This is a genomic window from Bacillus seohaeanensis (assembly GCF_042684945.1).
In the GTDB taxonomy this organism is placed as follows: domain Bacteria; phylum Bacillota; class Bacilli; order Bacillales; family Bacillaceae_B; genus Rossellomorea; species Rossellomorea seohaeanensis.
This window is the reverse complement of record NZ_JBHUMF010000031.1, coordinates 879,030-905,618: the sequence shown is the minus strand read 5'-3', so window position 1 is coordinate 905,618 and position 26,589 is coordinate 879,030. Positions and strand designations below refer to the sequence as shown.

Annotated in this window: 22 protein-coding genes; 21 read left to right on the top strand and 1 reads right to left on the bottom strand. The window is 38.4% G+C overall.

Going from position 1 to position 26,589, the window contains the following annotated elements; genetic code table 11:
* Nucleotides 1-166: 166 nt before the first annotated feature.
* The 11 genes from ACFSUL_RS17720 (at nucleotide 167) to ACFSUL_RS17670 (ending at nucleotide 12,358) form a co-directional block, all read left to right on the top strand.
* Nucleotides 167-517: a DUF2200 domain-containing protein gene (locus tag ACFSUL_RS17720; protein WP_377937225.1), complete on the top strand. Its 351-nt coding sequence runs from the start codon at nucleotides 167-169 to the stop codon at nucleotides 515-517.
* A gap of 311 nt (nucleotides 518-828) precedes the next feature.
* Nucleotides 829-1,782, top strand: coding sequence for a tRNA dihydrouridine synthase (locus ACFSUL_RS17715; protein WP_377937224.1), 954 nt, complete (start codon nucleotides 829-831; stop codon nucleotides 1,780-1,782).
* 707 nt (nucleotides 1,783-2,489) lie between these two features.
* Complete coding sequence (locus ACFSUL_RS17710) at nucleotides 2,490-3,851, top strand: sigma-54 interaction domain-containing protein (protein ID WP_377937223.1); 1,362 nt, start codon at nucleotides 2,490-2,492, stop codon at nucleotides 3,849-3,851.
* Nucleotides 3,852-4,044: 193 nt separating this feature from the next.
* Nucleotides 4,045-4,827 carry an enoyl-CoA hydratase/isomerase family protein gene (locus ACFSUL_RS17705; RefSeq protein WP_377937222.1) on the top strand — a complete coding sequence of 261 codons (783 nt, stop codon included), beginning with the start codon at nucleotides 4,045-4,047 and terminating at the stop codon, nucleotides 4,825-4,827.
* 15 nt (nucleotides 4,828-4,842) lie between these two features.
* A complete protein-coding gene (locus ACFSUL_RS17700) occupies nucleotides 4,843-5,985 on the top strand; it encodes an acyl-CoA dehydrogenase family protein (protein WP_377937221.1) in 1,143 nt (380 codons plus the stop codon).
* Nucleotides 5,986-6,034: 49 nt separating this feature from the next.
* The gene (locus ACFSUL_RS17695) at nucleotides 6,035-6,874 is read left to right on the top strand and encodes a 3-hydroxyacyl-CoA dehydrogenase family protein (protein WP_377937220.1); all 840 of its coding nucleotides are present in this window, start codon (nucleotides 6,035-6,037) and stop codon (nucleotides 6,872-6,874) included.
* A 15-nt stretch (nucleotides 6,875-6,889) separates the two neighbouring features.
* A complete protein-coding gene (locus ACFSUL_RS17690; RefSeq protein WP_377937219.1) occupies nucleotides 6,890-7,666 on the top strand; it encodes an enoyl-CoA hydratase/isomerase family protein in 777 nt (258 codons plus the stop codon).
* Nucleotides 7,667-7,748: 82 nt separating this feature from the next.
* On the top strand, nucleotides 7,749-9,188 hold the full coding sequence (locus tag ACFSUL_RS17685; RefSeq protein WP_377937218.1) for a class I adenylate-forming enzyme family protein: 1,440 nt from the start codon (nucleotides 7,749-7,751) through the stop codon (nucleotides 9,186-9,188).
* Between the two features lie 89 nt (nucleotides 9,189-9,277).
* On the top strand, nucleotides 9,278-10,411 hold the full coding sequence (gene dctP, locus ACFSUL_RS17680; RefSeq protein ID WP_377937217.1) for a TRAP transporter substrate-binding protein DctP: 1,134 nt from the start codon (nucleotides 9,278-9,280) through the stop codon (nucleotides 10,409-10,411).
* A gap of 62 nt (nucleotides 10,412-10,473) precedes the next feature.
* Complete coding sequence (locus ACFSUL_RS17675) at nucleotides 10,474-11,796, top strand: TRAP transporter large permease (protein WP_377937216.1); 1,323 nt, start codon at nucleotides 10,474-10,476, stop codon at nucleotides 11,794-11,796.
* Nucleotides 11,797-11,845: 49 nt separating this feature from the next.
* Complete coding sequence (locus ACFSUL_RS17670; RefSeq protein WP_377937215.1) at nucleotides 11,846-12,358, top strand: TRAP transporter small permease; 513 nt, start codon at nucleotides 11,846-11,848, stop codon at nucleotides 12,356-12,358.
* A gap of 209 nt (nucleotides 12,359-12,567) precedes the next feature.
* On the opposite strand, the gene ACFSUL_RS17665 is transcribed toward ACFSUL_RS17670, so the two are convergent.
* Nucleotides 12,568-13,077 (bottom strand): type 1 glutamine amidotransferase domain-containing protein, encoded by a 510-nt coding sequence (locus ACFSUL_RS17665; RefSeq protein WP_377937214.1) that lies wholly within the window; start codon nucleotides 13,075-13,077, stop codon nucleotides 12,568-12,570.
* Nucleotides 13,078-13,299: 222 nt separating this feature from the next.
* Here ACFSUL_RS17665 and aspD point away from each other — a divergent pair, with 222 nt between their 5' ends.
* The 10 genes from aspD to ACFSUL_RS17615 all read left to right on the top strand — a co-directional run bounded on the left by aspD (nucleotide 13,300) and on the right by ACFSUL_RS17615 (nucleotide 26,472).
* The gene (gene aspD / locus ACFSUL_RS17660; RefSeq protein ID WP_377937213.1) at nucleotides 13,300-14,919 is read left to right on the top strand and encodes an aspartate 4-decarboxylase; all 1,620 of its coding nucleotides are present in this window, start codon (nucleotides 13,300-13,302) and stop codon (nucleotides 14,917-14,919) included.
* Between the two features lie 539 nt (nucleotides 14,920-15,458).
* Nucleotides 15,459-16,145 (top strand): response regulator transcription factor, encoded by a 687-nt coding sequence (locus ACFSUL_RS17655; protein ID WP_377937212.1) that lies wholly within the window; start codon nucleotides 15,459-15,461, stop codon nucleotides 16,143-16,145.
* Nucleotides 16,142-17,926, top strand: a complete 1,785-nt coding sequence (locus ACFSUL_RS17650; RefSeq protein WP_377937211.1) for a sensor histidine kinase — start codon at nucleotides 16,142-16,144, stop codon at nucleotides 17,924-17,926. Before ACFSUL_RS17655 ends, ACFSUL_RS17650 begins: the two co-directional genes overlap by 4 nt.
* Nucleotides 17,927-18,256: 330 nt before the next feature.
* Nucleotides 18,257-18,925, top strand: coding sequence for a GDSL-type esterase/lipase family protein (locus tag ACFSUL_RS17645; protein WP_377937210.1), 669 nt, complete (start codon nucleotides 18,257-18,259; stop codon nucleotides 18,923-18,925).
* Entirely contained in the window at nucleotides 18,915-20,087 is a 1,173-nt protein-coding gene (locus ACFSUL_RS17640; RefSeq protein ID WP_377937209.1) for an acyltransferase family protein, read from the top strand. The genes ACFSUL_RS17645 and ACFSUL_RS17640 overlap by 11 nt, the downstream gene beginning before the upstream one ends.
* 308 nt (nucleotides 20,088-20,395) lie before the next feature.
* The gene (locus tag ACFSUL_RS17635) at nucleotides 20,396-21,253 is read left to right on the top strand and encodes a polysaccharide deacetylase family protein (protein WP_377937208.1); all 858 of its coding nucleotides are present in this window, start codon (nucleotides 20,396-20,398) and stop codon (nucleotides 21,251-21,253) included.
* Nucleotides 21,254-21,297: 44 nt separating this feature from the next.
* Nucleotides 21,298-21,990, top strand: a complete 693-nt coding sequence (locus ACFSUL_RS17630; RefSeq protein ID WP_377937207.1) for an N-acetylmuramoyl-L-alanine amidase family protein — start codon at nucleotides 21,298-21,300, stop codon at nucleotides 21,988-21,990.
* Between the two features lie 744 nt (nucleotides 21,991-22,734).
* Complete coding sequence (locus ACFSUL_RS17625; protein WP_377937206.1) at nucleotides 22,735-23,853, top strand: CdaR family transcriptional regulator; 1,119 nt, start codon at nucleotides 22,735-22,737, stop codon at nucleotides 23,851-23,853.
* Nucleotides 23,854-23,977: 124 nt separating this feature from the next.
* Nucleotides 23,978-25,246 carry a GntP family permease gene (locus ACFSUL_RS17620; protein ID WP_377937205.1) on the top strand — a complete coding sequence of 423 codons (1,269 nt, stop codon included), beginning with the start codon at nucleotides 23,978-23,980 and terminating at the stop codon, nucleotides 25,244-25,246.
* A 98-nt stretch (nucleotides 25,247-25,344) separates the two neighbouring features.
* Entirely contained in the window at nucleotides 25,345-26,472 is a 1,128-nt protein-coding gene (locus tag ACFSUL_RS17615; protein WP_377937204.1) for a glycerate kinase, read from the top strand.
* Nucleotides 26,473-26,589 lie beyond the last annotated feature (117 nt).

The window sequence follows — 26,589 nt, the reverse complement described above, 5'->3', positions numbered from 1 at the left end:
TCATTGAAAACACGTGCCTGACCCAACCCGAATAATCTTATTTGAAGGAAAGGGACGATTCTTTCACTTCAATGAAGTAGGAGAATTCTCTTTAATGAAGCGGAAGAACCGTCCCTTCGCTTCCAACGTGCTATAATAAAGAAAACTATAGAAGGGAGAAAATATCATGACAAAACATAAGATTTATACCATGAGTGTCGCAAAAGTCTATCCCCACTATGTTACGAAGGCAGAGAAAAAAGGACGTACGAAAACAGAAGTCGATGAAATCATTCGTTGGTTGACAGGGTATAGTCAGGAAGAGTTAGAAGCGCAACTGGAAAAACAGACAGACTTTGAGACTTTCTTTGCGGAAGCTCCCCAATTGAATCCTTCGCGGGCTTTGATCAAAGGTGTAATCTGCGGTATCCGAGTGGAAGACATTGAAGAACCAATTATGCAGGAAATTCGCTATTTGGATAAGCTGATCGATGAGTTAGCAAAAGGAAAAGCGATGGAGAAGATTTTGCGGACGTGACACCCCAGAATTTGTCGAAGTTAGGGTTGATTGGGTGTGAGACCCCTTAGCCCAAAACCTCATCATTTTTAGAAAGCCCCCGCTTCATCAAAGGGAAAGAGAAGCGGGGGCTTTAACCATTTTTATCACATACTCCCTTCTACTCTATTTCCTTTCTATTTTTTATAATGGTCAAAATTTTCTATAGTTTGATAAAAAGTGCTTAAGCATGGTATAAGTGTAATAGGAGCAGGGACATCTCTGCCTTTTTATTTTTGGGGAACATCAGGGTTTGTTCTGATGTCCCATAGTGAGAGAGAGAGGATTTGAACATGACAGATAATTTTTGGCGTGATTTACCACGACCGTTTTTTATATTGGCACCAATGGAAGATGTGACGAATGTTGTTTTCCGTCATGTAGTAAGCGAAGCAGCTAGACCTGATGTGTTTTTTACAGAGTTTGCAAACACGGAAAGTTATTGTCATCCAGAGGGGAACCAAAGTGTGCGTGGGCGTTTGACTTTTACAGAAGACGAACAACCAATGGTGGCTCATATATGGGGAGATAAACCCGAATATTTCCGACAAATGAGTATTGGAATGGCGAAAGAAGGTTTTCGCGGTATAGATATCAATATGGGCTGCCCTGCACCTAATGTAGCACCAAAAGGGAAGGGATGCGGTCTTATCCGTCGTCCAGAAGTTGCAGCAGAGCTAATACAAGCGGCAAAAGCAGGCGGATTGCCTGTAAGTGTGAAGACAAGGCTTGGTTACACGGATGTAGACGAATGGCGCGACTGGCTTACACATGTATTGAAACAAGACATCGCCAATCTTTCTATTCATCTGCGTACAAAAAAGGAAATGAGTAATGTGGATGCGCACTGGGAACTGATTCCAGAGATTAAGAAACTTCGTGATGAAGTGGCACCAGATACCCTTTTGACGATTAATGGCGATATTCCTGACCGTCAAACTGGCTTGGAACTCGTTCAAAAATATGGTGTTGATGGAGTTATGATTGGGCGTGGTATTTTTACAAATCCATTCGCCTTTGAAAAAGAGCCTAAAGAGCATAGCAGTAAGGAATTGCTTGACCTCTTAAGGTTACATCTAGACCTCTTTGACCAATATGCAAAACTAGACGAGCGTCCATTCCGACCTCTTCGCCGCTTTTTTAAGATATATGTCCGAGGATTTCGAGGGGCGAGTGAATTAAGAAATCAATTGATGACGACAGAATCAACAGATGAAGTGCGTGCATTGCTTGATAGTTTTGAGTAAAGGAATGTTGATAGTAGTATAGTTAAGATAGTACAGTGGGGTGGTATGTTTGTTTTTTCTATGTGAACACATGTGAAATTTTTCCTTATAAAGGGCCTGCCCCTATAGGCTCTGTTAATATTCCTTATAGTAATTAACCCACATACAAGTGAGCCACAAGCTGCTACCCTTGATGTACGAATTATATTTTCTAAAGAACTTATTGATGAGATAAAAGATAATAGTTTAGGATAATACGCTATCGCTAGTAGGAAGTGCCTGGTATTTGCTGGATTTTGTCGACTTCGACAATATTTCAGTAAGTGTCAGGCACTTTTTATGTGCTAGAAAGAGAAGTGTTAACTTAAAATTATGAATATAAAGAAAAGTTAAAATATAAAACCTTCCATTTACCCTAAATGTCTATTAAAATTAACAGAAAGGCTACAGCAGGAGCATTTTTATGTCTGATGATTATTTAAGTCATCTTAGGTGGATAAAAATACTAGTCCATCCAAATAACCAACGAATATTTTCATCTTATTAAAAGAGTTAGAATATATATTAATAGAGCGATAGTACGAATTTAGTAGTAAAAGCTATGTGTACTTAGAGAAGGATGTAAGATGGGTTTGAAAAACAGCTAAGGTTTTTATAAAAAATCATACCGATTTATATAGTGATAGGGGAAGTTATTAAAACGTAAGCTATCGGAAGGATGTGGAAAGATGAGCTCTTTATCGGTATCACTGGCGAAACAAGAGTTTCTACTCGAAGCAGTGAAACAATCCTATGAAGGTTTTTTATTAGCAGATCCATCAGGTCGGATTTTTTATGCTAACCAAGCAGTAGAAACCATATCGGGAATTTCAAACGATGAAATAGTCGGGAAAACAGCGAAGGAAATGGAAGAAGCAGGGATCATTATTAGTCAATCGATGAAGGTCTTAAAAAAGGATCCATTAACGATTTCACAGAAATTATGTACTGGCGTTGAAATATTTATAACGAGTAAACCGGTTTTTAACAATTCCGGCGAAATTATATGCTACGTTTCCAATTATCGTGAATTATCATCGTTAAATGGATTACATAAAGAACACCATAATCAACTAAATATTAATTATTCTGAGCTACAACAGCTACGTGCCCAATTATTAAAAACAGAGGATTGGATTGGGAGCTCTTACAAGACCAAGGCCTTAAAAGAAAAGGTTGCCAAGGTTGCTAAAACAGAAGCCATCCTGCTTATTATAGGGGAGTCAGGAGTTGGCAAAGAAGTGATTTCGAAAACGATTCATAAAATAAGTAATCGAAATAATGAGCCATATATCCAGATTAATTGTGGTGCCATTCCCGAGTCATTAATGGAGGCGGAACTTTTTGGTTACGAAAAGGGAGCGTTTACAGGAGCGGTAACGGCAAAACCAGGATTATTGGAGGTGGCCAATGGCGGCACGGTTCTTTTAGACGAAATTGGTGAAATGCCTTTGCATCTACAAGTCAAGCTACTTAGAGTCATCCAAACGAAAGAGATCACTAGGGTTGGAGGAACAAGTACCAAAAAGCTTGATATTCGCTTTTTAGCCGCTACGAACCGAGACCTAAAGAAGCTAGTGGAACAAGGTAAATTTAGAGAAGATTTATATTATAGGTTAAATGTTATTCCAATCAAAATTCCTCCATTAAGAGATAGGAAAGAAGATATCCCTCCATTGAGTCAACATTTTTTAAGCAAATACAATGTAAAGTACTCCACAAACAAACATATTTCAGACGATGCTAAACGTGTCTTATGCGAATACTCTTGGCCTGGTAATGTCCGTCAATTAGAAAACACGATGGAACAATTAGTCATCCTTTCGGAAACGGAGGAAATTAGATTATTTGACTTACCAAAGGAAATGATAAAAGAGAACACCACGGAAATAGAAGACGAAATTATCCCATTAAAGCAATTAAGGGAAAGGTCAGAAAGAAAGATGATAAAACTCGCCTTGAACCGTTACAGGTCGATTCGTGAGGCAGCAAAGTATTTGAAGGTAGACCATTCTACGCTTGTAAAGAAAATTAAAAAGTTAGGAATCTAAAAAACTGGTGATAATTTTCACCGGTTTTTATTTATAAACAAAGGGTGGTGAATTTTTTCTTTGTAAAATGGTGAATTTTATCACCAATTTTATTGGAGGTGCGTTGAAAACCCTGCTTAATTAAACTTTTAAAGCTTGGCATGGGAATTGCATAGTTATTGTATAGAAACATTAAAGGGGTGGAGGAGGGAAAATGAAAGCATATAAGCACCTTTCTATAACAGTAACAGATAAGAATGTAGCAATTGTAAAAATGAACCATAAGCAATCGCGTAAATTTCTTCATGCCAATTTAGTGCAAGAACTGATCAAAGCTTTCGAAAAACTAAACGAAGATAAAGAAGTAGCCTGCATTATTCTTACTGGGGATGAAGAAACCTTTATAGCAGGTGCAGAAATTAAAGAGCTAACCGGTATATCCGTTTCAGAGGCATATGAAAGCGCCGAAAAAATGAAAGCGCTTCAAAAGCTTGTGGTTCATTCAGCAAAACCATATATAGCTGCTATTAACGGATATTGTCTCGGAGGAGGGTTGGAATTAGCGCTTGTTTGTGATATTCGCCTTGCTGGGGAGAATGCGATGTTTGGTCTTCCAGAGGTGAATTTTGGAATCATTCCAGGTGGCGGAGGAATTTCAAGAATAACGGAAATCGTAGGAAAATCAAATGCTAGCAAAATGATTTTTACTGGAGAAATGATTTCGGCAATAAAAGCACTTGAATTTAAAATCGTTAGTGATATCGTTGAAGACCCTTTAGAAAACGCGATTTCTTTGGCAAATACTTTAGCTATGAAAAGTAAATTAGCAATTGCCACAGCAAAAAAGCTTATTAATAGAAAGCATTGGCCAGTAAATTATCAGGAGAATGTAGAACAAGAAATATATGCGTTTTCATTATTATTTGATTACCCTGACTCAGTGGAAGGGATGGGGGCTTTTTTAGAAAATAGAAATCCTATTTTTAAGAATGAATGAAACGGAGGGACAGTGATGCTGCTTACAGAACAACATAATATGATTCAAAGTGTCGCTAGGAAGATTGCCAAAGAGGTAATTGCACCACGTGCCAAAGAGGTCGATGAAAAGGGGGAAACTCCTTGGGAAAGTTTAAACGTCTTAGCTGAAAATGGCTTTTTTGGAATCCATGTTCCTGAAGAATATGGAGGAGTAGGGTCGGATATGGTTAGCCATGTCGCTGTTGTGGAGGAGATTGCCTCAGCATGCGCATCCACATCTGTATCCTTGTCGACACAAGCTTTAACCTTGGCTCCATTCTTGATTGCGGGGACAGAATCTCAAAAGAAAAAATATGTTCCACCACTTGCAACAGGTCAAGTGCTCGGATCCTTTGGAATAACGGAACCCGGGGCAGGGTCTGATGTTTCAAGTGTAAAAACAACAGCCGTTCGGGAAGGGGACACGTATCGTTTAAATGGCCATAAAGTATTCATCACGAATGCGGGGGAATCAGAAATCTATGTATTTGTAGCAAGAACTTCTGAAAGCCGCACGGAAGGGGTTTCCTTAATCATTGTCGAGAAAGGCACCCCGGGTCTGACATTCGGGAAGAAAGAAGAAAAAATGGGAATCAGAGGGTCCGTTACCAGGGAAGTGTTTTTAGAAAACGTGATCGTACCGATAGAAAATAGAATTGGTGAAGAAGGAGAAGGCTTTAAAGTCTTAATGAATGTTTTTAATGAAACAAGGCCTGTAGTTGGTGCTCAAGCCACTGGAATTGCGAAAGGAGCTTATGAGCATTGTCTAAACTATGTAATGGAGAGAAAACAATTTAACAAGCCTTTGCATCATTTTCAGATGGTCCAATCCACGCTCGCGGATATGGCAATGAAAATTGAGGCATCTAGATTACTAGTTTTAAAGGCAGCAATGATGCTGGATAAAAAGGACCCTACCGTCATAGCCAACTCGTCAATGGCCAAATGCTTTGCGTCAGATACGGCGATGGAAGTCACAACAAATGCCGTCCAGTTACTTGGTGGTTATGGTTATGTAAAAGATTACCCGGTAGAAAGAATGATGCGCGATGCGAAAATTACACAAATCTATGAGGGAACAAATCAAATTCAAAGAATCATTATTGCTAAGCAATTGCTGGCTGAAGCAATGAGCTAATAACGTGTGGCTATTTTATGAGATGTTATAAAAAAGGAGCTGGGGAAAAATGAACGTAACAGTGATTGGCGGGGGATTAATGGGTTCCGGCATTGGGCAAGTTGCTGCCCAAGCTGGCATGAAAGTAACTATTATTGATGTATCCGAAGAATCGCTTAAAAAAGCTAAAAAAAGAATTACAGATTCTGTTCACAAATTTGCTCAAAAGAATTTGATTCAAGACCATGAAGGCGTATTGGCGAACCTTGCCTATTCTTCCAATTGGGAATCTGTTTCGCAAGCAGATGTCATCATTGAAGCTGTACCGGAAAGGGTAGAACTAAAAAAGGAAACGTTCAAAAAACTTGACCAATTAGCGAAAGACGATTGTTTACTTGCCACCAATACTTCTTCATTATCCATTACAAAAATTGCTAGCGTTACATCAAGGCCGGAAAAGGTAATTGGGATGCATTTCTTTAGTCCAGTTCCGATGATGCCGTTACTTGAACTTGTCAAAGGCTATAAAACCTCTACGCAAACGTATGAATTTGCAAGGGAAGTGGGAGAGAAATTAGGAAAAAGGATGATCACTGCTGAAAAAGATTTCCCAGGCTTTCTCATGAATCGTATTTGGTTGCCAATGGTCAATGAAGCTTGTTTTGCGGTGATGGAGGGTGTCGGTACTCCTGAAGAAATCGATCAAGGTTTTATTGACGGCTACGGACATACCATGGGACCTTTAAAAACAATCGATATGGCTGGAATCGATACGGCACTATGGGCTATGGAAGCATTGTATGAAGGGTTTAATGATCCAAAGTACCGCCCTTGCCCATTATTGAAAAAGATGGTAGAAGCTGGGGATTTAGGAAGGAAAACAGGACAAGGATTTTATTCTTATAGCTAGGGAGGTAGAAAAGTAGTGGAAGATGTTCTCTTATGTAGCATTGAAGGAAAAATAGCCATGATAGAGATTAATAGACCACCCTATAACCCTCTGAATCCGGCAATCTTTGAAAAAATGATTACCTTTTTAGAAGCCGTATATCGGAACAAAGAAGTCCATGTGTTAGTTGTTAAGGGAGTAGGAGAGAAAGCATTTTCCGCAGGTGCCGATATCACTCAGTTTGTGTCTAGGCTTGGGAAAAAGGATATATCGTTAACGGCTGGGTTTCATAAAGCTTTTGAGTTGTTAAACCAGTTATCGATCCCGGTCATTGCAGCGATGAAAGGGCATGTGCTAGGGGGAGGTTTAGAACTAGCACTTGCATGTGATTTTAGAATTTGTGATGATACCACCAAAATGGGGCTGCCGGAGATAAATTTAGGAATTTTCCCTGGAGCAGGGGGAACGCAGCGTCTTCCGAGATTAGTAGGAAAATCAAAAGCGATGGAAATGATTATGTTTGGAACTCCAATCAATGCCGAGGAAGCGAAGCAATACGGACTTGTAAACGAAGTGGTAGCGGCCGGGACGGTGGATGAAGTGGCAATGAACTGGGCAAAAAAACTGGAGCAAAAACCAAAGGTGGCCCTCCAAAATATTAAGAAAACCATTCAGCATGGAAGCAATCTTCCATTAGCAGAGGGACTTCGTTATGAAATGGAATTATTTGCAGAGATGTTTGTTAGTGAGGATGCCAAAGAAGGGGTTCATGCTTTTCTTGAAAAAAGAAAACCGAACTTTACAGGAAAATAAAATAGAGAAATGTCTAAAGGAAGTGATGCAGATTGAATTTAGACCTCAAACTTCAAGAGCATGCTCATAATATCCAGACAGATTGGCAATTGGATGGGATATGGGTTCTTATACGTACAGGGAACTAAATGAAAAAGTGCAAAAGCTTGCGAACCAATTTTACTTGAATGGCATTAGAAAAGGAGACCGTATTGCCATTCTGCTCGATAATTGCCCAGAATTCGTCATTAGTTATTATGCATGTATGCGTGTAGGCGCTACAAACGTTCCGATAAACCCAGCTCTTACATCAAGAGAATTTGGAATCATTCTAAATGATTGCAATCCTAAAATCATTATTACGAATAAATCGGTCAGTAACATACTGATGAAAACAGAGCTTTATTTTCGTCCTAAATACTTAATCACCGATGATCAATCCTTAGGAGACCTATTGCAAGCAGGACCTGCAGAACGGTTAGTAAATGCTAGTGATACGGCTGAGGATTGTACGATTTTATATACTTCCGGAACCACTGGTTTACCAAAGGGGGCGGTTCTCACACATCATAATTTATATTCTAACGTGAGAACATTTGCGGAAGCATTTGACTTAAATGTGGACGACCGGACCTTAATTGTACCGCCTTTAACACATATCGCAGCTCAATCAAATTGTTTGAATCCCACTCTGTACGCCGGTGGGTACAGTTATATGCTCCCAAGGTGGCATTCAAGTGCTAAAACGTTAGGCACAATGGAAGAACAGGAGATTACCTTCTTTTTTGGGCCACCAACCATGTATACGTACATGTTAAATGATCCTAATGTTAAAAACTATCAAGTAAAATTAAGGTTTGCTTATACTGGCGCTTCTCCCTTACCAGAACATATTTTTAACAAGTGGGTGGAGACATTTGGCTTTGAAATCGTAGAAGGATATGGTTTGACAGAATGTTCTCCAGTTGTATCAATGAACCCGCCGTACGGAAAGAAAAAGATAGGAAGTATTGGACTCCCAATAAAGGACGTTAAGGTCAAAATTATCAATGACCAGTTGGAGGAAGTCCCGGTTGGAGAAACAGGTGAACTTGCCGTGCAAGGGCCGAATGTAACCAAGGGATATTTAAACCGCAAGGAAGCAAATGAGACCGCTTTTGTAGATGGATGGTTTAGAACAGGTGATGTAGCCAAACAAGATAAAGATGGTTATTTATATATTGTTGATCGAAAGAAAGATATGATTATTCGTTCAGGTTTTAACGTTTACCCAAGGGAAGTAGAGGAAGTGTTATATCAGCATCCAGCCGTACTGGAAGTGGCTGTTATAGGGTGCCCAGACGAAGAAAGAGGAGAATTAGTCAAAGCAGTATTAACCTTAAAGTCAGAATATAATGAAAATATCATTGACGAACTAAGAGCATTTTGTAAAGAGAGGCTAGCAACTTATAAAGTACCTTCCCAGTTTGAGATTGTCGAAGAATTTCCAAAAACGAGTTCAGGAAAAATAGTAAAGGGTAAATTGAGAGAATTATACGCTTAACTTTATAGAATTCTAGTAATATTATTCAGGTTTTGAAAGCACTTTATTTTTCTTCTGAACCATATAAAAATGTTATGGGAGTGAACAGTATGAAGAAGCGGAAGACGTTATTTTCGTTCATGATGGTGGCAATTTTGATTGCGGGTTGTGTCCAACAACCTAGCAGTGGCTCTGATTCGGGAAGTACAGATAAAAGCGGTAAAGAAACGATTGTCTTGAAACTTTCTTCCGCATTAAGTACACAAAACGGCTGGTGGGAAGGCTATTTTAAGCCTTGGATGGAAAAAGTGGAAGAAAAGACAGATGGCCGCGTGAAATTTGAATCTTATGCCAACCAAGAGCTTATTCCTGTCAATGAAGAATTCCAATCATTAGAAAATGGGACGATTGATATTGCGGCACCACTTTGGCCATTGTATGACCCGCAACGTTTTCCGTTAAGTGAAGTAACGATGCTGCCACTACTAGATTCCGATACGGTGCTTGCAACCAAGGCTTATGCAGAACTTGTCAAAAGTGACCGTGAGTTAGTAGATGGAAAGTCTTTTAATGAATTGGAATATCAATCAAAAGGATTAAAGGTATTTGCGACGCCGACAACAGAACAGTATGTCATTTCCACAAAAGACTATTCATTTGAGACTGTGAGTGATTTTAAAGAAGTATCACTCCGCTCCCCATCGAGGGTTCACGAAATTTTTGCGAAAAATGTAGGCATCAATACAATTTCTATGCCGTCTGCCGATATGTTTGATGCAATTAATCGTGGAGCATTCGATGGAAGTTTCTTTAGTATTGCGGACTGGACTGGGTACGGAATGCAAGATGTTTTTAATTATACACTTGAGGGAATCAATCTTGGTCACTATACGGGCATGTGGGCGATGACAGAAGAAAATTGGAATCGTTTACCGGAAGATATTCAGAAGATAATGGAAGAAACATCTTATGAGCAAATTTTGGAAGGGGCGCAACTATGGATGGATCGTTCCGAAGAAAACCGAGCATATGCAAAAGATAAAGGGGCTGTTTTTGAAACGATAGATGACCTTGATCCGGAGGCAAAAGAACTACTGATAAAGGGGATAGAAGACACTTGGTTCCAATGGATTGAACAAACGGAAGCGAATGGACAACCAGGGAAAGAAATCGCGAAGTTATGGAGAGATTTAATTGTCGAGCAAGGTGGTAAGGTACCAGAGGCAATCATGGAAATTGAATAAAATGTTTAGAAGGGTAGGGGGTAACCCTTTCCCTTCCATTTTCAATTGAAGGGAGTGTAACTATGCCAATCGAAGTATTTTATATTTTGATGCTATTCCTTTTCGGACTGTTTCTATTCTTAGGGCTCCACGTTCATTCGGTACTACTCAGTATAGGAATCATTGGCATTATCTTGTTAGAGGGTCCAACCTACATCACTTCTTTTTTACAAAGTAATCCTTATAAACAAGTTGCAAGCTATACGTTAACAACGATCCCTCTATTTGTTTTAATGGCACAGTTTGTTGTGAAATCTGGAATCGTCCGTGATATGTATTCGATGGTCTTTACGTTATCGAAGGGGAAGTCAGGACTATTAGGTGTACTAACGGTTATTATTGGTTCATTTCTCGGGGCGGTATCCGGATCGACCACGGGTTCTTCCGCTGCCTTAGGTCAAGTAGCGGTTCCGGAGTTAAGGAAACGTGGGTTTCGTGATGATGTGGCAGGGTCCACGATTGCTGCTGCAGGCTCCTTATCTGGAATCATCCCACCTAGCATCATCCTGATTTTATATGGGGTGGTAACAGAAACACCAATAGGCACTCTTTTTATTGCGGCCATTATACCGGGGATTATTATGACAATCGTCATTATTGGAGTCATGCTTGTTATGCATTATCGAGGGGACGAAACCGCGGCTGGGTTAGCGAAGGAAACAGAAGAGGAAGAAGAGGCGCAGCAACGATTGACGCTATCTCGTTCTCTTTTTGTCATGATGATTGGTTTAATCATGGTCGTCGTTATTTTTGGCGGTATTTATTCGGGGATATTTACGCCAACAGAAGCTGGTGCAGTCGGTGCGTTTGTTGGATTTTTAACGGCACTCTTTTTAGGGAAAGTGAATAAGGCTTTTTTTGTTGAATCATTTGCAGAAACGGTAAAAATTACGTCAATGGTTTTACTAATCATGATCACAGCCCAAATTTTTGGACGTTTTATTACCGTCTCTCAGCTTCCAAAAGAGTTAATTGGTGCATTAGGACCACTTATTGACTTCCCAGTGGCTGTGTTAATTTTATTATCCCTTATCTATTTCATCCTCTTCATGTTTATTGAAGGAGGAGCGGTGATTATTATGGCTACACCAGTATTATTACCGATTGTTCAAGAGATGAATGTAGATCTATTATGGTTTGGTATTCTGGTGTCGGTTATTTGTACAATCGGTCTTTTAACACCTCCTGTAGGACTTAGTGTTTTCGCTGTTTCCGGTGTCACAGGCATCCCTATTGAAAGATTGTTCCGCCAATCGATGATCATGGCTGTTGTATTAGCGGTTGTAGTTTGTGGTTTATTGATTCTGTTTCCAGGTCTTGTTACTTGGCTCCCTAGTTTGATGTGAAAAATGCAAAAATGACAACTCTATACTTTTAATACAGGGGGGGATTCCTTTGAATAGAGCCTATAAGATCTTTGAAAAAGTCAAAATTGGTGGGCTAATTTTAAGTGGCATTACGATATTTTTGATGATGTTATTTATTGTTGCCGATGTTGTGCTACGGAATCTATTGAATGCTAGCTTACTAGGTAGTTATGAAATTACACAATATTTTCTTATGCCATTAGCCTTTTTTCCGGGGCTGGCCTATGCGTATAGTTCTGGTATCATGCCGAGGATTGAGATGTTGGTTGTGAAACTAAAAAATAGGTTTCAACGGAATATTTTCATTGCGCTATTGATAGTAGAGTTCATACTCTTTTTTATGCTAACTTTTTATGGCCTTCAGTATGCGTTAATTGGTACCCAGGAAGCTCTTGGTTTCAGCATGAAAGGTACGATTATTACCTATTATCCTATCCTTTACTTTGTACCACTAGGTTTTTTGTTATTGTCGATTGAGATTTTGTTTTTAATTTCAAAAAACTTTCAATCTAGTACTCCAACGTTAAGTGTAAATGATTGATTTACACATGTAAGTGCCTTTTAACTAGATAGCGTTTTAATTCGTGCGGATATAAATAGGCAATTGCACTACTTTTGATAAAGAAAGTAGGAGGAAGAACATGAAAAATGTTTATATTATTGAAGGAGCGAGAACTTAGATAGTTAGGGTCATATAAAAACAGGCGGTATCTGCTTATCAATAGCAGATGCCGCCTGTTTTATTAGGAATTATTTCAGTAATTTTAATGATTCACGGTTGAAAGCAGGTAGGTCATCGGGTGTTCTACTTGTAACGAGATTACCATCCACAACAACCTCTTCCTCTTTAACAACTGCTCCTGCATTCTCTAAATCTTTTCTAACAGAAACAAAGCTTGTTAACTCTTTTCCTTTTAATAGGTCTGTTTCAACTAAGAATTGAGGACCATGACAGATTGCGAATACTGGCTTTTCTGCTTCCATAAACGCTTTTGCAAAAGCTCCATTTTTTGGGTTAATACGGAGTAAATCTGGGGAGAATCCACCAGGAACTAGTAATGCATCATAGTCACTAGCATTAACTTCATCAATTCCTTTATCTGCTTTTAGTTCATCTCCGTTTTTCCCTTTAATAGTTTTTCCTGCTTCATCACTAATAATTTCTGCTGTATGCCCAGCTTCTTCATAAGCTTTCACAGGATCTGTTAATTCTATTTCTTCCACCATATCGGTAACAAGTACTGCAATTCGTTTAGACATTCTATCTTCTCCCTTCTTTTATTGTATATTAATGGTACCGAATATTAATCAATTTGTGAAGAAAAGAGCTCATAGAGGAAGTACGGTGACAGGAAGCACGGTGACGGTTCTTCCGCTTCAATGAAGCAAGAGAACTATCACCGTGCTTCCTCCAATAATATTCCCCATCCAATTGCGGAATACTTTTACTAAGAAGACAGCATGTTGTGTAGGAGGATGTTTATGGATGAACTAAAAAAGGAAAGTCGTGAGCTAGAGAAAATAAGTCCGTTTGAAATAAAAGACAAACTCATTGATCTTGCGAAAGGAAAAATGAGAATTACGAGAACCATGCTAGATGCAGGTCGTGGTAACCCCAATTGGATTGCAGCTACACCGCGAGAAGCGTTTTTTGCGCTTGGACAATTTGCTATTACAGAATCAAGGAGAGTATGGAATGAAGGCGATTTAGCTGGCATGCCGAGCCGTATAGGAATTGCAGAACGATTTCATACATATGTTAAGGAAAATCAGCAAGTTCCAGGAATTCAATTGCTAAAAGAAATCATTGATTACGGCATGAATAAAAAACAGTTTGAACCAGATAAATGGGTCTATGAATTGGTAGATGGAATCATTGGTGATAACTATCCTAATCCGGATCGGATGCTTGTTAGAACAGAACAAGTTGTGCATGATTTTTTATCTAAAGAGCTGTGCGGTCAAGATACGTCATGTGGCACGTTTGATTTATTTGCTGTGGAAGGGGCAACGGCAGCGATGTGCTATATATTTGAAACGTTATATAAAAATCACTTACTACCTAAGGGTTCTAAAATAGCAGTGATGGTTCCGATTTTTCCCCCTTACATAGAGATTCCAGAGCTCCCTAACAATGATTACGAAATGGTTAAAATTAATGCAACGGAAAAAGATGATGAAGGACATCATACGTGGCAATATCCTGATGAGGAATTAGAAAAGTTAAAGGATAAGGACATCAAGGCACTGTTTCTAGTTAACCCGAGCAATCCACCATCCGTTTCGATAAAAAAAGAATCCATTGAACAAATTGTTCAAATTGTAAAACAAGATAATCCGAATCTTATGATTATTTCTGATGATGTGTACGGTACTTTTGTTGAAGGGTTTCGTTCGCTAATGGTGGATTTACCTTTTAATACAATTGGTGTGTATTCATTTTCTAAGTATTTTGGTGTGACGGGTTGGCGCCTAGGGACAATTGCTATAAACGAAAGCAATGTCTTTGATCATTTAATTAAGGCGTTACCAGAGGAAGAGAAAGAAATTCTAAATAAAAGGTATGCTTCCCTTACACGGGATCCAGAAAACCTGAAGTTTATCGATCGAATGGTAGCGGACAGTAGAGACGTTGCGATGAATCACACAGCTGGACTATCGACACCACAACAGGTACAAATGGCGTTATTCTCCATTTTTGCTATGCTCGATACCAATGATGAATACAAACAAAAAACAACGGACATTTTGCATCGAAGAATGAATCTGTTATATGAAGGTCTAGGTTTACCGAAGAAGCATTTACCAAACGATGCAGATTATTATACAGAAATCGATTTAGAAATCTGGTGTAATCATCATTTTGAAAAAGGATTCACAGATTACCTTAAAAAGAATTATAAACCGGTAGATATTTTATACCGCCTAGCCGAAAAATCATCAATTGTACTATTAAATGGAGAAGGATTTCTAGCACCAGAATGGTCCATCCGCGTGTCACTTGCCAACCTAAACGATGAAGCCTACTCACGTATAGGCGAAGAACTGAAAAATGTATTAGAAGAGTATGTAGCAGAATGGAGAGAGGGAAAAGGGGAATAGTTACTTCTGATTAAATTAAAGCAACACGATTTGGGACTCTTATTGATTTCCAGTGGGATTACTGAACGAGCTATTCCTTTACCCTTAGAGACCTTTAAAAGTTATAGTGGATAATCGCTTTTCTCATTTTTCTCTCTATAACTTATTTGTGTGTATAACATCGGATGCGGTTCACTGGATAATTAAAAGAGGCTGGGACATAACTAAACCCCTTGGTTCTAAAGACGAATGATTTCATAATAGGGGAGTTTATAAAAAAGAAAAATCCGAACTAATTCGAATTCTAGCGGAAGAATTCTTGAATCATAGTTCGGTTTTTTTCTTTGACTAAAATACTTTTGTCCCAGCCTCTTTGTCCCGTCTTCTAATGTTGTTTTTGTATGGGTAAAATAAAAATGTAGGATGTGGAAAATAATTGTCAACGATCCCTAAAGAGGGTTTATCACGAATGATATCAAGTGAATATCTTTATCTCATCTTTACATCGTTATGATATTCTTTCATAGGTACTAACCTTTTAGAAATTGCGAGGGAGAAAAATGCAAAAAACAATTTTGATTGTAGAAGATGAAGACATTTTACGTGAAATAGTGAAAGATTATTTATTGAACGCGGGACATGAAGTATTAGAAGCAGTAGATGGAAGTGAAGCTTTAGCTATATTTGAAGAACATGAAGTACATTTAATTATTCTAGATATTATGTTGCCAGAGTTAGATGGATGGTCTGTTTGTAGACGAATTCGCAAAACATCCAATGTGCCTCTTATTATGTTGACAGCTCGTGCGGATGAAGACGATACGTTACTTGGTTTTGAATTAGGTGCTGATGATTATGTTACAAAACCATACAGTCCACCCATTTTATTGGCAAGGGTAAAACGATTATTGGATAGTCGATATTCTCCTGCAGGTAAGTTATCTAATGAAGATACCTTAATTAGTAGTGGTATCCATGTCCATTTCCCTTCACGTAAAGTGACAGTAGATGGAGAAAATATAAGTTTGACTCACACAGAATTTGAAATATTAACCTATTTGATGCAAAATCCAGGGATTATTATTACGAGAGAACAACTAATCACTAAAATTTGGGGTTATGAATTTACTGGTGATGATCGCACAGTCAATAGTCATATCCGTAATTTACGTCATAAATTAGGTAATAAAGCAAATAGTATTGTAACTGTTATTCGAGCTGGTTATAAATTTGAGGGCAACGCATGAAAAAAGGAATTGTATCAAAATTATTTATGCTAACAACACTATTATGTATGCTCATTTTGGCAACTATTTTTATTGGACAAACCATATTTTTTAAGCAATATTATGCAAACCAAAAGGTAAATGATATTGAAACGAGCATTCAATCTTTTAAGAAAGAGTACATAAAGGCTGGAGGAGATGTACAAACAATTCAAAAGCTTGAGCAGGATTTCTACCAAGAAAATACGACGTGGATTACAACATTAGATAGTGTAGGAAATATGAAATACGCAAATGATTTTTCTGTAAAAATTCAATTAGATTCTTTTCGAAATAAGGATTTCTCTAATCGTGTAATTAACATCCCATTGTATAGCTTCATTGGTTTAGAAGATTTGCAAAGAGTGAGATTTAATTTAGAAGAGGGAAGTCGTATTAGTATTGATGGAATAAAAATAGATGATACAGTAGTTCCTGCTATTTTAACGGTAGATAATAGGAATTTTACATTAGAGAATATGCAACTATCAAAAAAGTTATATGGCAAAAGAGCTGCAACAGAACCTTCTCCAAAAGGCAGCTCGCAGATATATTTAACGGGAAAGATTAAGAAATTACAATTACCATTAGAGACCTTAGGTTCAAACATTTATACCAATCGTGTGTTTATCGAAAGAATAAAACAATTTCAAGTAAACTTAATATTAAAGGAAAATCATAATAGCTATGCTGAAACATTGGACTATGAGGAAAATAATATTAATTACAAAATATTTATTAGGCCTATAAAAGATACGACGGGTGAAACAATTTATATTTTTGCTATGACATCATTACAACCAGTGGATGAAGCTGTACAAATGTTAGAAGATTATTATGTATACTTAATTATATTTGTATTACTTCTTAGTGTTCTGGCATCATTTTATTATTCAAAAAAGATCGCTAAACCATTGTTACAAATAAACGATACTACAAACAAGATTGCAAACTTGGATTTTTCAGAGACAATACCCGTTACATCAAAAGATGAAATTGGTACTTTATCACACAATATTAATACACTCTCTACTACTTTGCATTCGTATATTAATCAATTGCAACAAGATATTGAGAAAGAAAAACAATTAGAAAATACACGTAAAGAATTTATTTCCGGTGTTTCACATGAATTAAAGACGCCTTTAAGTATTATGAAGAGTTGCATCTCCATTTTAGAAGATGGTGTTGCTAGTAATAAAAAAGATTATTATTTTAAAGCAATGGCAAAAGAAGTAGATAAAATGGATATGCTCATTGTTGATATGCTCGAATTAGCAAAATTTGAGTCTGGTACGTATAAAATGGAAATGGATGTCTTCTATATTGACCAGGTCATTGAGTATATATGTGAGCAATTAGCTTTAGACATAACGAACAAGCAGTTACGTGTTCATAAACAATTATCTAAGGTTAAGGTAGTTGCAAATCAACATCGAATTGAACAAGTTATTACGAACTTTATTACCAATGCGATTCGTTACACACCAGAAAATAAAAGTATTATTATTTCCACAATAGAAGAAAATGAGCATGTAAAAGTATGTGTGGAAAATCAAGGGGCACATATCGCACAGGAACATTTAGAGAAAATATGGGATCGTTTTTATCGTGGCGATACGTCTCGCAGGCGTTCGAAAGGTGGAACGGGACTGGGGCTTGCTATTTCGAAGAATATTTTAGAGCTGCATGGCGCGGAGTATGGTGTATCGAATACAGAAGATGGAGTGTTGTTTTTCTTTTATTTGAACAAAAAAGAGTAGAAATTTTATTAAGAAACTTTTTCATTCTACCGAACTTGAGGAATGATTAAATTTTTAATTTATTTGAGCTGTCCGTTCAATGGGCCTTTATTGAAGGTGTTGAACGGATGGCTTTTTTGTATGCTAATAGACATAATAATTCTAGTCACAACACATTTGTAATTCTTTAATTGATATCGATATTATCTTTACCTAATCTTTATCTCTCTCTATTAATCTTTCTATACAGGAGATGGAGGGAAAGGAAAGTAGCTATACGGTTCAAGGAATACTTACTCTGTCTCCCGATGTAGAAAAAAGTTTAATCCAAAAATCAGGAGGTATATTGACATGACCAAAAAAATATTTCTGGGTGTGCTTATTGGAATCCTCGCAATATTCGCTGCAGCCTGTGGAAGCATACAAGATGAAAAACAAACCGTTACTGACGATGCGAAGGACCAGTATAAATCTTTTTATAATAAAAGTGTTTTTTTGGGTGATTCGCTTTTAATAGGATTATCTGATGTGATAAAGGACTCTAATGTTATTAGTAATGCAGGGGCCACTGCTCTATTCGCCCTAGAAGAAGTTGATAAAATAGCGAATAAGAAACCTGAAAATGTATTTATCATGTTGGGGTCAGATGACTTGTTGATGCCTATCGACAATCCTAAGGAAGATTCATTGAAGAATTACGCTAAATTAATAAAAAAAATAAAGGGAAAACTGCCGAAAGTGAAGATTCATATCTTATCGGTTCCCCCAGTGACGAAAGAAGCAATGGAGGGAGAACCACGTTATAAAAATATACCGGATTATAATAAGGCGCTTGAAAAGATGGCAGTAACAGAGAAGGTCGATTACATTGATTTGTCTCCTATATTTGAAAAACATCAGAATCTGTATATAAAGGATGGTATACATTTTAAGGAGAATTTTTATCCTCTTTTACTGAACCATATTAAAAAGGATATCCACTCCTCTAAAAACAATGAAGGAGTGCGCAATGAAGTATAAGGTGGAAGTGGCCTCCAATGAAACCAAGAAAAGCCGTTATATGCCAGGGTTAGATGGGATACGAGCGTTCGCTGTATTTGCAGTGATTGCTTATCATCTCAATTTAGGATGGGCTTCTGGAGGTTTTTTAGGCGTAGGTGTATTTTTTGTCTTATCTGGATATCTCATTACAGATCTACTGATTATCGAATGGGTGAATTCAGGACAGATAAATTTGCGTAATTTTTGGATCAGACGCGCTAGACGCCTGCTACCAGGACAGCTTCTAGTATTGATAGTGGTGGCGGTATGGATGATCCTGTTTAACTTTTCCGAATTAGCTAACCTCTGGGGCGATTGGCTAGCTTCATTTTTTTATGTGGCTAATTGGTGGTTCATTTTTAACGATGTTGGCTATTTTTCCAATTTTGGACAACCTTCACCTCTATTACATTTCTGGTCCCTGGCTGTCGAGGAGCAGTTTTATCTGGCTTGGCCATTTTTGCTCTTACTGGGGCTCCGTTTCGTTCACAAACGCAAGCTTCTTATTGGGATCATCCTCATCGGTGTATTGGTTTCCGCACTTGGAATGGGATTCCTCTATCAACCGGGGTTAATGGATACAAGCAGGGTTTATTTCGGGACAGATACTCGTGCGTTTGCTCTGCTGATTGGAGTGACACTTGCGTTATGTCTGCCTAGCCAAATGTTTATGGGGAAGATTGCTGATAACAAATGCCTGCGTATTTTATTGGACATAGTTGGGACAACTAGTCTTGCTATTCTGATTTGGATGATATACGAGACCAATCAATATGAGGTTTTTCTTTACCGCGGCGGAATGGTACTTCAGTGTATTGCGGCAGCTGCAATAGTAGCCGCAGCGGTTCACCCATCAACTTGGATTAGTCGTGTTTTAGGATGCAAGCTGTTGCGTTGGTTCGGTGTTCGTTCCTATGGAATTTATATTTGGCATTACCCTATATTAGTTTTGTTCTTTCCTGTGTCAGGAGGGGAAAATTCCATAGCTAGTATTTTCATACAAATGGTAATTATTCTCCTGGTCGCTTCGATTTCTTGGCGATTTATAGAGCAACCAATCCGTTACGGAACGGTAGGAAGTATAGGGAAGAAAATCTTCCGTTCCAAGAGTACAACATGCTCTACCATTAATAAGGAATAACACGGTGCAAGTCATCTGTCCAACCTGAACCATTTCACCGTTACCCTGATATTTACATTTTATTGATTAATCCCTAATTGAAGTTTCAATTATTGTTTGAAATCCGACAGTCTAATGGCCGTTATACCACGGGTATTGGACTATCGGATTTTTAATGTCAGCTTATAAACAAACTCACATTTCAGAGGTCTGTCCCTATTTTTTAATTCTTTAAATGATATCAATATTATCTTCACCTAACCTTTATCTCTCTCTAGTAATCTTTAAATAGTACAAAGATGCATTGAAAAAGAAGGGATAGATTAACTTTGGCATTACAGCAGAAAGATCGGAGAAATCATACAATTAATAAGTTAAAAAGGAAAACACTCATACGATTGAGACTCCTATCAGTAACTACTTTCCTATCAATCTTTCTTATTGGCACATTTACTTCTCCTTCTCCAATGAAAGAGATAGAAGAAGGTGTAAAAAATGAAGTAGCTAATGAGCAAAAAAGGACATTAGAATCAACGCTAACCAATTCAAAAAGAGATGACGGAAAAGTCGTTTATTTAACATTTGATGACGGTCCAACTTCCGCAACAGACGATATCCTTGAAATCTTACAAAAACATCATGCTAAAGCGACGTTTTTTATGCTTTCACCTCATATGAAGGAGCGTCCTAATGCAGTAAAACAGATGGTTGAGGAGGGGCATGGCGTTGGGTTACATGGTGTAACACATGATGTCAATCACTTTTACCATTCCAAACAAAAGGTTCTCGGTGAAATGAAGGAAGCTCAAAAAGTACTTGAAAGTATTACCGGAATTCGTTCCGTACTAATTCGTACTCCGTATGGAAGTGTACCGTATTTGACCAAACCGTTCAGAAAAGCTCTGAATGCACAAGGCTACGAATTGTGGGATTGGAACATCGATAGCCGTGACTGGGACCTGACAGACGGGAAGTATGTAGAAAATCTTATTTATCAAATTCAATCATTGGAAGGAAATGGTGCCACACCAGTTGTGTTGTTGCATGATCAATCCAAAACTGCGAAATATTTACCGAAGCTATTGAGCTATTTAACAAAACAGGGGGTTCAAATGAAGAAACTTGATGCTTCTGTTGAACCGGTACAATTCAAATGCTATGACCGTTGCCATTATCTTAACACTTAATAGCATTCCTCTACACCATTGAAAAATAGAAAGAAGGCAGAAGCATGAAAAAAAATATGTTGTTTATTACATTGCTCTTATTTTCAATTCTAATATTATCAGCTTGCATTAGCAATTCTACCTACAATAACAATAATCATAATAACAGTAAAAAAAGTAATACAGCTTTTAAGGTTGTAATTGATTCGGGACATGGCGGTAAAGATGTTGGGGCGACAGGCGCCAGCGGCCAGTATGAAAAGAATTTTACTTTAAGTGTGTCGAAAAAGGTGGAAAAACTATTGAAGCAGGAACCTCAAATACAAGTTTTTATGACAAGAAGGGATGATAGCTTTATTTCGCAAGAAAGCCGATACAGGCCCAAATATGCAAATAAACTAGATGCAGATTTATTTATATCTATTCACGGAAACACTTTTTCCAATCCCGATGTATCGGGTACGGAAACGTTTTATTATCACAAGAATTCCCGCCTTTTTGCTGATATTATACAGAAATATGTGGCGGAAGCCACCGGATTTAGGGATAGAGGGATTATGAAGAAAGATCTATTTGTTGTAAAGGATACGAAAATGCCGGCAGCTTTGATAGAAGTAGGTTATCTGACGAATCCTGAGAATGAGTCCAAAATGTGGACTGACGATTTTCAAAATCGTGTTGCCACTTCAATTGTTGAAGGGATTAAAGAATACAAAGTGAGATCAGAAAAAAAGGGTATTGAAAAATGGATCTTTTAAAGGGCTACCTAAAATCTCCACGTGCCTGGCACGCCCCGAATAATCTTGTTTCACGACTTCGTTCCACAAGGCCAACTCCCGAAGCGAGCTATCGAGATTTGAGAAGAGATCTAATTGTCCTATAGGATTTGAGGTCTTGCCTACTTATCCCACTACTAATCTAAAATGTAGTGGGATAAGTAGGCAAGAACCAACTGAAAAAACGGGTGTAAAAGGGACCCGTTTCTCTCTTTAAGTATTTTGTCTTTACCCGTGATTGTTACCGTACAAAATGGTACGTGCTATTCCGATAAAAATAATTCATAAAAAATTAATAAACATACTGTCAAAACATACATCAATTAAGTGTCAGATACACTATAATATGGGGCTGTCCAATAAGTCGACATTTCGACTTTTGGACGCCCCTTTTTTCATTCAAAAGTGTTGATACAGCTGTATTCTTAATTTTAAATTTGGCTGTCTTCGTAAAGCTTGTTGCTTTTGAACGGAAATCAACTGGCAAAATTTATAAGTAAAAACAACAATCTATGAGAAAAGAGTCTTTAAGTAAGTCTAAGAGTTTCACTGTAGAACGACTCAATAGAAGTCTCAACGTGAATGAAGTAGTACAATATCAAAGGTTAATTGTTTACTAAGCTATGTAAAAAAACATAAGAACGGCCCCTAATTTTAAAGAACAGCTTAAAACATAATACGTGTATAATGGTGAAAAAAGGGAAGCAGGAAGGCGGAAGGATAAGGGTGCAATTTTTAACGACTGAACTGGCTCAGGAAATTGTGGAGCGTACGATGAAAATTTTAAATAGAAACATAAATGTAATGGATGATAAGGGAGTTATTATTGGGTCAGGTGACAGCGAAAGAATGAACGAGCTCCATGATGGTGCCCTTCTTGTCCTTAAAAACGGAGAAAGTGTTGTAATAGATAAATCGAAGGCAACGAGAATGAAAGGCTCAAGGCCTGGAATTAATTTGCCTATATGCTTTAATCATCAGATCGTTGGTGTTGTGGGGATTACAGGGGAGCCTGAGAAAATCCAGAATTATGCCCAACTTGTAAAAATGGCGGCAGAATTGGTATTAGAGCAATCGTTTTTACTAGAGACGGTGCAGTGGAAGCAAAGGCTGCAGAGTGAAATTGTGAATCAGCTTATTTCAGAAGAAGCGTTGGATGAAGAATGGATAAAAGAACGAGCTGGATTTCTTGGGATCGATTTAGGACAGCCTAGAATGGCTATCGTTTTAGCGCAATCCAATTATACAAAAGTTTCAAATCAAAAATGGAGTAGAGCTGTTCAATACGAGATTGGTAAGGCGGATTTAATCGGTGTTACTTTTAACGATGAAATAGTCGTTCTTAAAGCGGTAACTGTAAAAGAATCCAAAAGGGAGCTAACATCATTTTTACAGCGATTGCGAAATGTATCAGGTGGCAAAGTCCTTATCGGAACTGGAAGTCAGGTCAAAAGCATAAAAGAGTTAAAAGCTTCATTCCATCAAGCTAAAAGAGCGATTACAGTAGGAAGCAAACTCCAATCTGATAGGAATTTTTATCATTATGAGGATTATCAATTAGAAGTAACACTTGCTAAATTGGCACAGGATGAGCAGGGCAAACAGGTCTTCTCCTTTTATAGTAGAATACTAGAGCAAGATAAGAAGGGAGATTTAGTTGATACACTAGAAGCTTATATAAGAGAGGGAGGAGAGTTGAATAAAGTTGCAGAGAGTTTGTTTATCCATCGAAATACCTTAAGATACCGCCTTGAAAAAATTGCCGAATTAACGGGTAAAGACCCGAGGAATATAAAGGAATTGATGGAATTGTATATGGCGAAGTTGTTGCATGACATTAGCTAATTGTGCATATGCACAATTGATGGGCTTTTTTCACTTCTATACTTTATCACCTTTCACAATGTAATTATAGTAGTAAACGCTTACAATGGAAATAGACAAAACAAGCACTGTGGGAGGAGTTAGCATGGATGTTACTGTAAGCGCTTTAGGTGCTATTAGTGCCTTAGTTATTGCGATTATATTAATCTTAAAAAAAGTGCCACCTGCCTATGGAATGGTTGCCGGAGCTTTAATCGGTGGGTTGATAGGTGGCGTGGATATTACCAATACCGTTACGTTAATGATGGAAGGTGCGAAAGGAATCATTCCGGCAGTATTGAGAATTATGGCTGCGGGTATTCTGGCAGGTGTCCTGATTGAATCAGGAGCTGCTTCCTCTATTGCTGAAACGATTGTTAAAAAGTTTGGAGAAAAACGTGCGCTATTAGCATTATCTGTAGCTACGATGATTTTAACAGCGGTTGGGGTTTTCGTAGACGTAGCTGTTATTACGGTGTCACCAATTGCGTTGGCGATTGCCAAACGTGCACAGCTTTCTAAAACAGCTATTTTGCTAGCAATGATTGGTGGCGGAAAAGCGGGGAATATTATGTCACCGAACCCGAATGCGATTGCTGCTTCTGATGCATTTGGTATTCCGCTTACGTCCGTGATGGCGGCAGGAATCATCCCGGCCATTTTCGGACTAGCGGTTACGTATTTCTTAGCGAAAAAGCTTGTCAACAAAGGCTCTAAAGTGATGAGCCAAGACGTTGAAGTTACAGATAACACAAAGACTCCTTTATTCATAACAGCATTGATTGCACCGCTCGTTACGGTTATTTTACTTGCGTTGCGACCACTATTTGATATTAACATTGACCCGATGGTCGCGCTTCCAGTTGGAGGAATCATTGGAGCGATTGCGATGAAAAAGACAAGGAAAATCAATGATTATGCTGTTTCTGGTTTGAGCAAAATGTCTGGCGTAGCTATTATGCTATTAGGTACTGGAACATTGGCTGGCATCATTGCCAACTCTGCGTTAAAAGATGTCATTATAAATGCGTTAAGTTCATCCGGTCTCCCAGCTTATTTATTGGCGCCGGTGTCCGGGATTTTTATGTCAGCTGCAACTGCTTCGACAACAGCTGGTACAGCAGTTGCGAGCAGCGTTTTTAGTAGCACCATTTTAGGATTGGGCGTATCAGCATTGGCTGGAGCAGCGATGATTCATGCAGGTGCAACGGTACTTGATCACCTACCGCACGGCAGCTTTTTCCATGCTACAGCCGGAAGTGTCAATATGGGTATTAAGGAACGTTTAAAATTGATGCCATACGAATCTTTAGTCGGTTTAACTCTTGCGGTCATTTCAACTCTCGTATTCGGAGTATTTAAGCTTATCGGTTAAACATACATGTTCAAAAAAGAGTGGAGAAAAGCGAGCGGATTTTGCTGCTATTTTTCCTGGACTTTGAACATCCTCTAATAGAAAGGAAGATGGAAACGATGAAAATTGTAATTGCCCCTGATTCTTTTAAAGAAAGTTTATCTTCTTTGGAGGCTGCGAATGCAATAGAAAGAGGTTTTAAGTCAGTTTTTCCAAATGCCGTTTACAGTAAAGTACCAATGGCAGATGGTGGGGAAGGAACCGTACAGTCACTGATAGACGCCACGAATGGCCTACTGAAAGAGCAGGTTGTAACTGGTCCACTGGGGGAGCCAGTTAACGCGTTCTTTGGATTAACGGGAGACGGTAAAACAGCTGTGATAGAAATGGCTGCTGCATCAGGTTTACACCTTGTACCTACCAGTAAGAGAAATCCGTTGGTCACCTCCACTAGAGGAACAGGAGAGTTAATAGCTGCTGCACTTGATTTAGGCGTCAAGCATATCATCATTGGGATTGGTGGAAGTGCAACGAACGACGGAGGAGCTGGAATGGTGCAGGCGTTAGGGGGAAGGTTGCTAGATGAATCAGGAAATGATATTGGTCCCGGGGGCGGTGCTCTCTCGAAAATCGCTACAATAGACTTGACCGATCTTGATGCTAGATTGAAGGATGTTCAAATGGAGGTAGCCTGTGACGTAGATAATCCATTAACAGGACCAAGAGGAGCTTCCGCCATTTTCGGTCCTCAAAAAGGAGCAACACCTGAAATGGTGGAGTTACTTGATCAAAACCTTTCTCATTTTGCTACTGTCGCAGAAAGAGAGCTTGGGAAATCCTTCCGCGATATAGCGGGCGCTGGTGCAGCAGGCGGTCTTGGAGCAGGGCTACTCGCTTTTCTTCATGCTGATTTGAAAAGAGGAGTGGACATTATCCTTCATGCTGTAAACTTTGAGGATGTAGTCAAAGATGCCGACCTTGTTATTACAGGTGAAGGACGGATTGACAGTCAAACCGTTTATGGAAAAACGCCTATTGGTGTGGCGAAAGTAGCTAAAAAATATAATGTGCCTGTCATTGGGCTTGCGGGATCGTTATCACAAGATTGTGATGTAGTATATGAACACGGAATTGATGCCCTTTTCAGCATTGTTCCAGGTGTTATCCCACTTTCGGAAGCATTTGAACATGCGGCACATTATATGGAAAGAACAGCAAGAAATGTTGCGGCATCTATGAGGATGTAACGAAACACGGTGACGGTTCTTCTGTTTCAATGAAGCAATAGAAGAACCGTCACTGTGTGTTTAAAATTGAAATTTAGAACAGAATGTGGCTGGAAACAAGGATCCGCAGTTGCTGAT

Coding starts and splice junctions, on each gene's coding strand:
- ACFSUL_RS17720 (WP_377937225.1), top strand. CDS start 167: ATGACAAAACATAAGATTTATACCATGAGTGTCGCAAAAGTCTATCCC.
- ACFSUL_RS17715 (WP_377937224.1), top strand. CDS start 829: ATGACAGATAATTTTTGGCGTGATTTACCACGACCGTTTTTTATATTG.
- ACFSUL_RS17710 (WP_377937223.1), top strand. CDS start 2,490: ATGAGCTCTTTATCGGTATCACTGGCGAAACAAGAGTTTCTACTCGAA.
- ACFSUL_RS17705 (WP_377937222.1), top strand. CDS start 4,045: ATGAAAGCATATAAGCACCTTTCTATAACAGTAACAGATAAGAATGTA.
- ACFSUL_RS17700 (WP_377937221.1), top strand. CDS start 4,843: ATGCTGCTTACAGAACAACATAATATGATTCAAAGTGTCGCTAGGAAG.
- ACFSUL_RS17695 (WP_377937220.1), top strand. CDS start 6,035: ATGAACGTAACAGTGATTGGCGGGGGATTAATGGGTTCCGGCATTGGG.
- dctP (WP_377937217.1), top strand. CDS start 9,278: ATGAAGAAGCGGAAGACGTTATTTTCGTTCATGATGGTGGCAATTTTG.
- ACFSUL_RS17675 (WP_377937216.1), top strand. CDS start 10,474: ATGCCAATCGAAGTATTTTATATTTTGATGCTATTCCTTTTCGGACTG.
- ACFSUL_RS17665 (WP_377937214.1), bottom strand. CDS start 13,077: ATGTCTAAACGAATTGCAGTACTTGTTACCGATATGGTGGAAGAAATA.
- aspD (WP_377937213.1), top strand. CDS start 13,300: ATGGATGAACTAAAAAAGGAAAGTCGTGAGCTAGAGAAAATAAGTCCG.
- ACFSUL_RS17655 (WP_377937212.1), top strand. CDS start 15,459: ATGCAAAAAACAATTTTGATTGTAGAAGATGAAGACATTTTACGTGAA.
- ACFSUL_RS17650 (WP_377937211.1), top strand. CDS start 16,142: ATGAAAAAAGGAATTGTATCAAAATTATTTATGCTAACAACACTATTA.
- ACFSUL_RS17645 (WP_377937210.1), top strand. CDS start 18,257: ATGACCAAAAAAATATTTCTGGGTGTGCTTATTGGAATCCTCGCAATA.
- ACFSUL_RS17640 (WP_377937209.1), top strand. CDS start 18,915: ATGAAGTATAAGGTGGAAGTGGCCTCCAATGAAACCAAGAAAAGCCGT.
- ACFSUL_RS17630 (WP_377937207.1), top strand. CDS start 21,298: ATGAAAAAAAATATGTTGTTTATTACATTGCTCTTATTTTCAATTCTA.
- ACFSUL_RS17620 (WP_377937205.1), top strand. CDS start 23,978: ATGGATGTTACTGTAAGCGCTTTAGGTGCTATTAGTGCCTTAGTTATT.
- ACFSUL_RS17615 (WP_377937204.1), top strand. CDS start 25,345: ATGAAAATTGTAATTGCCCCTGATTCTTTTAAAGAAAGTTTATCTTCT.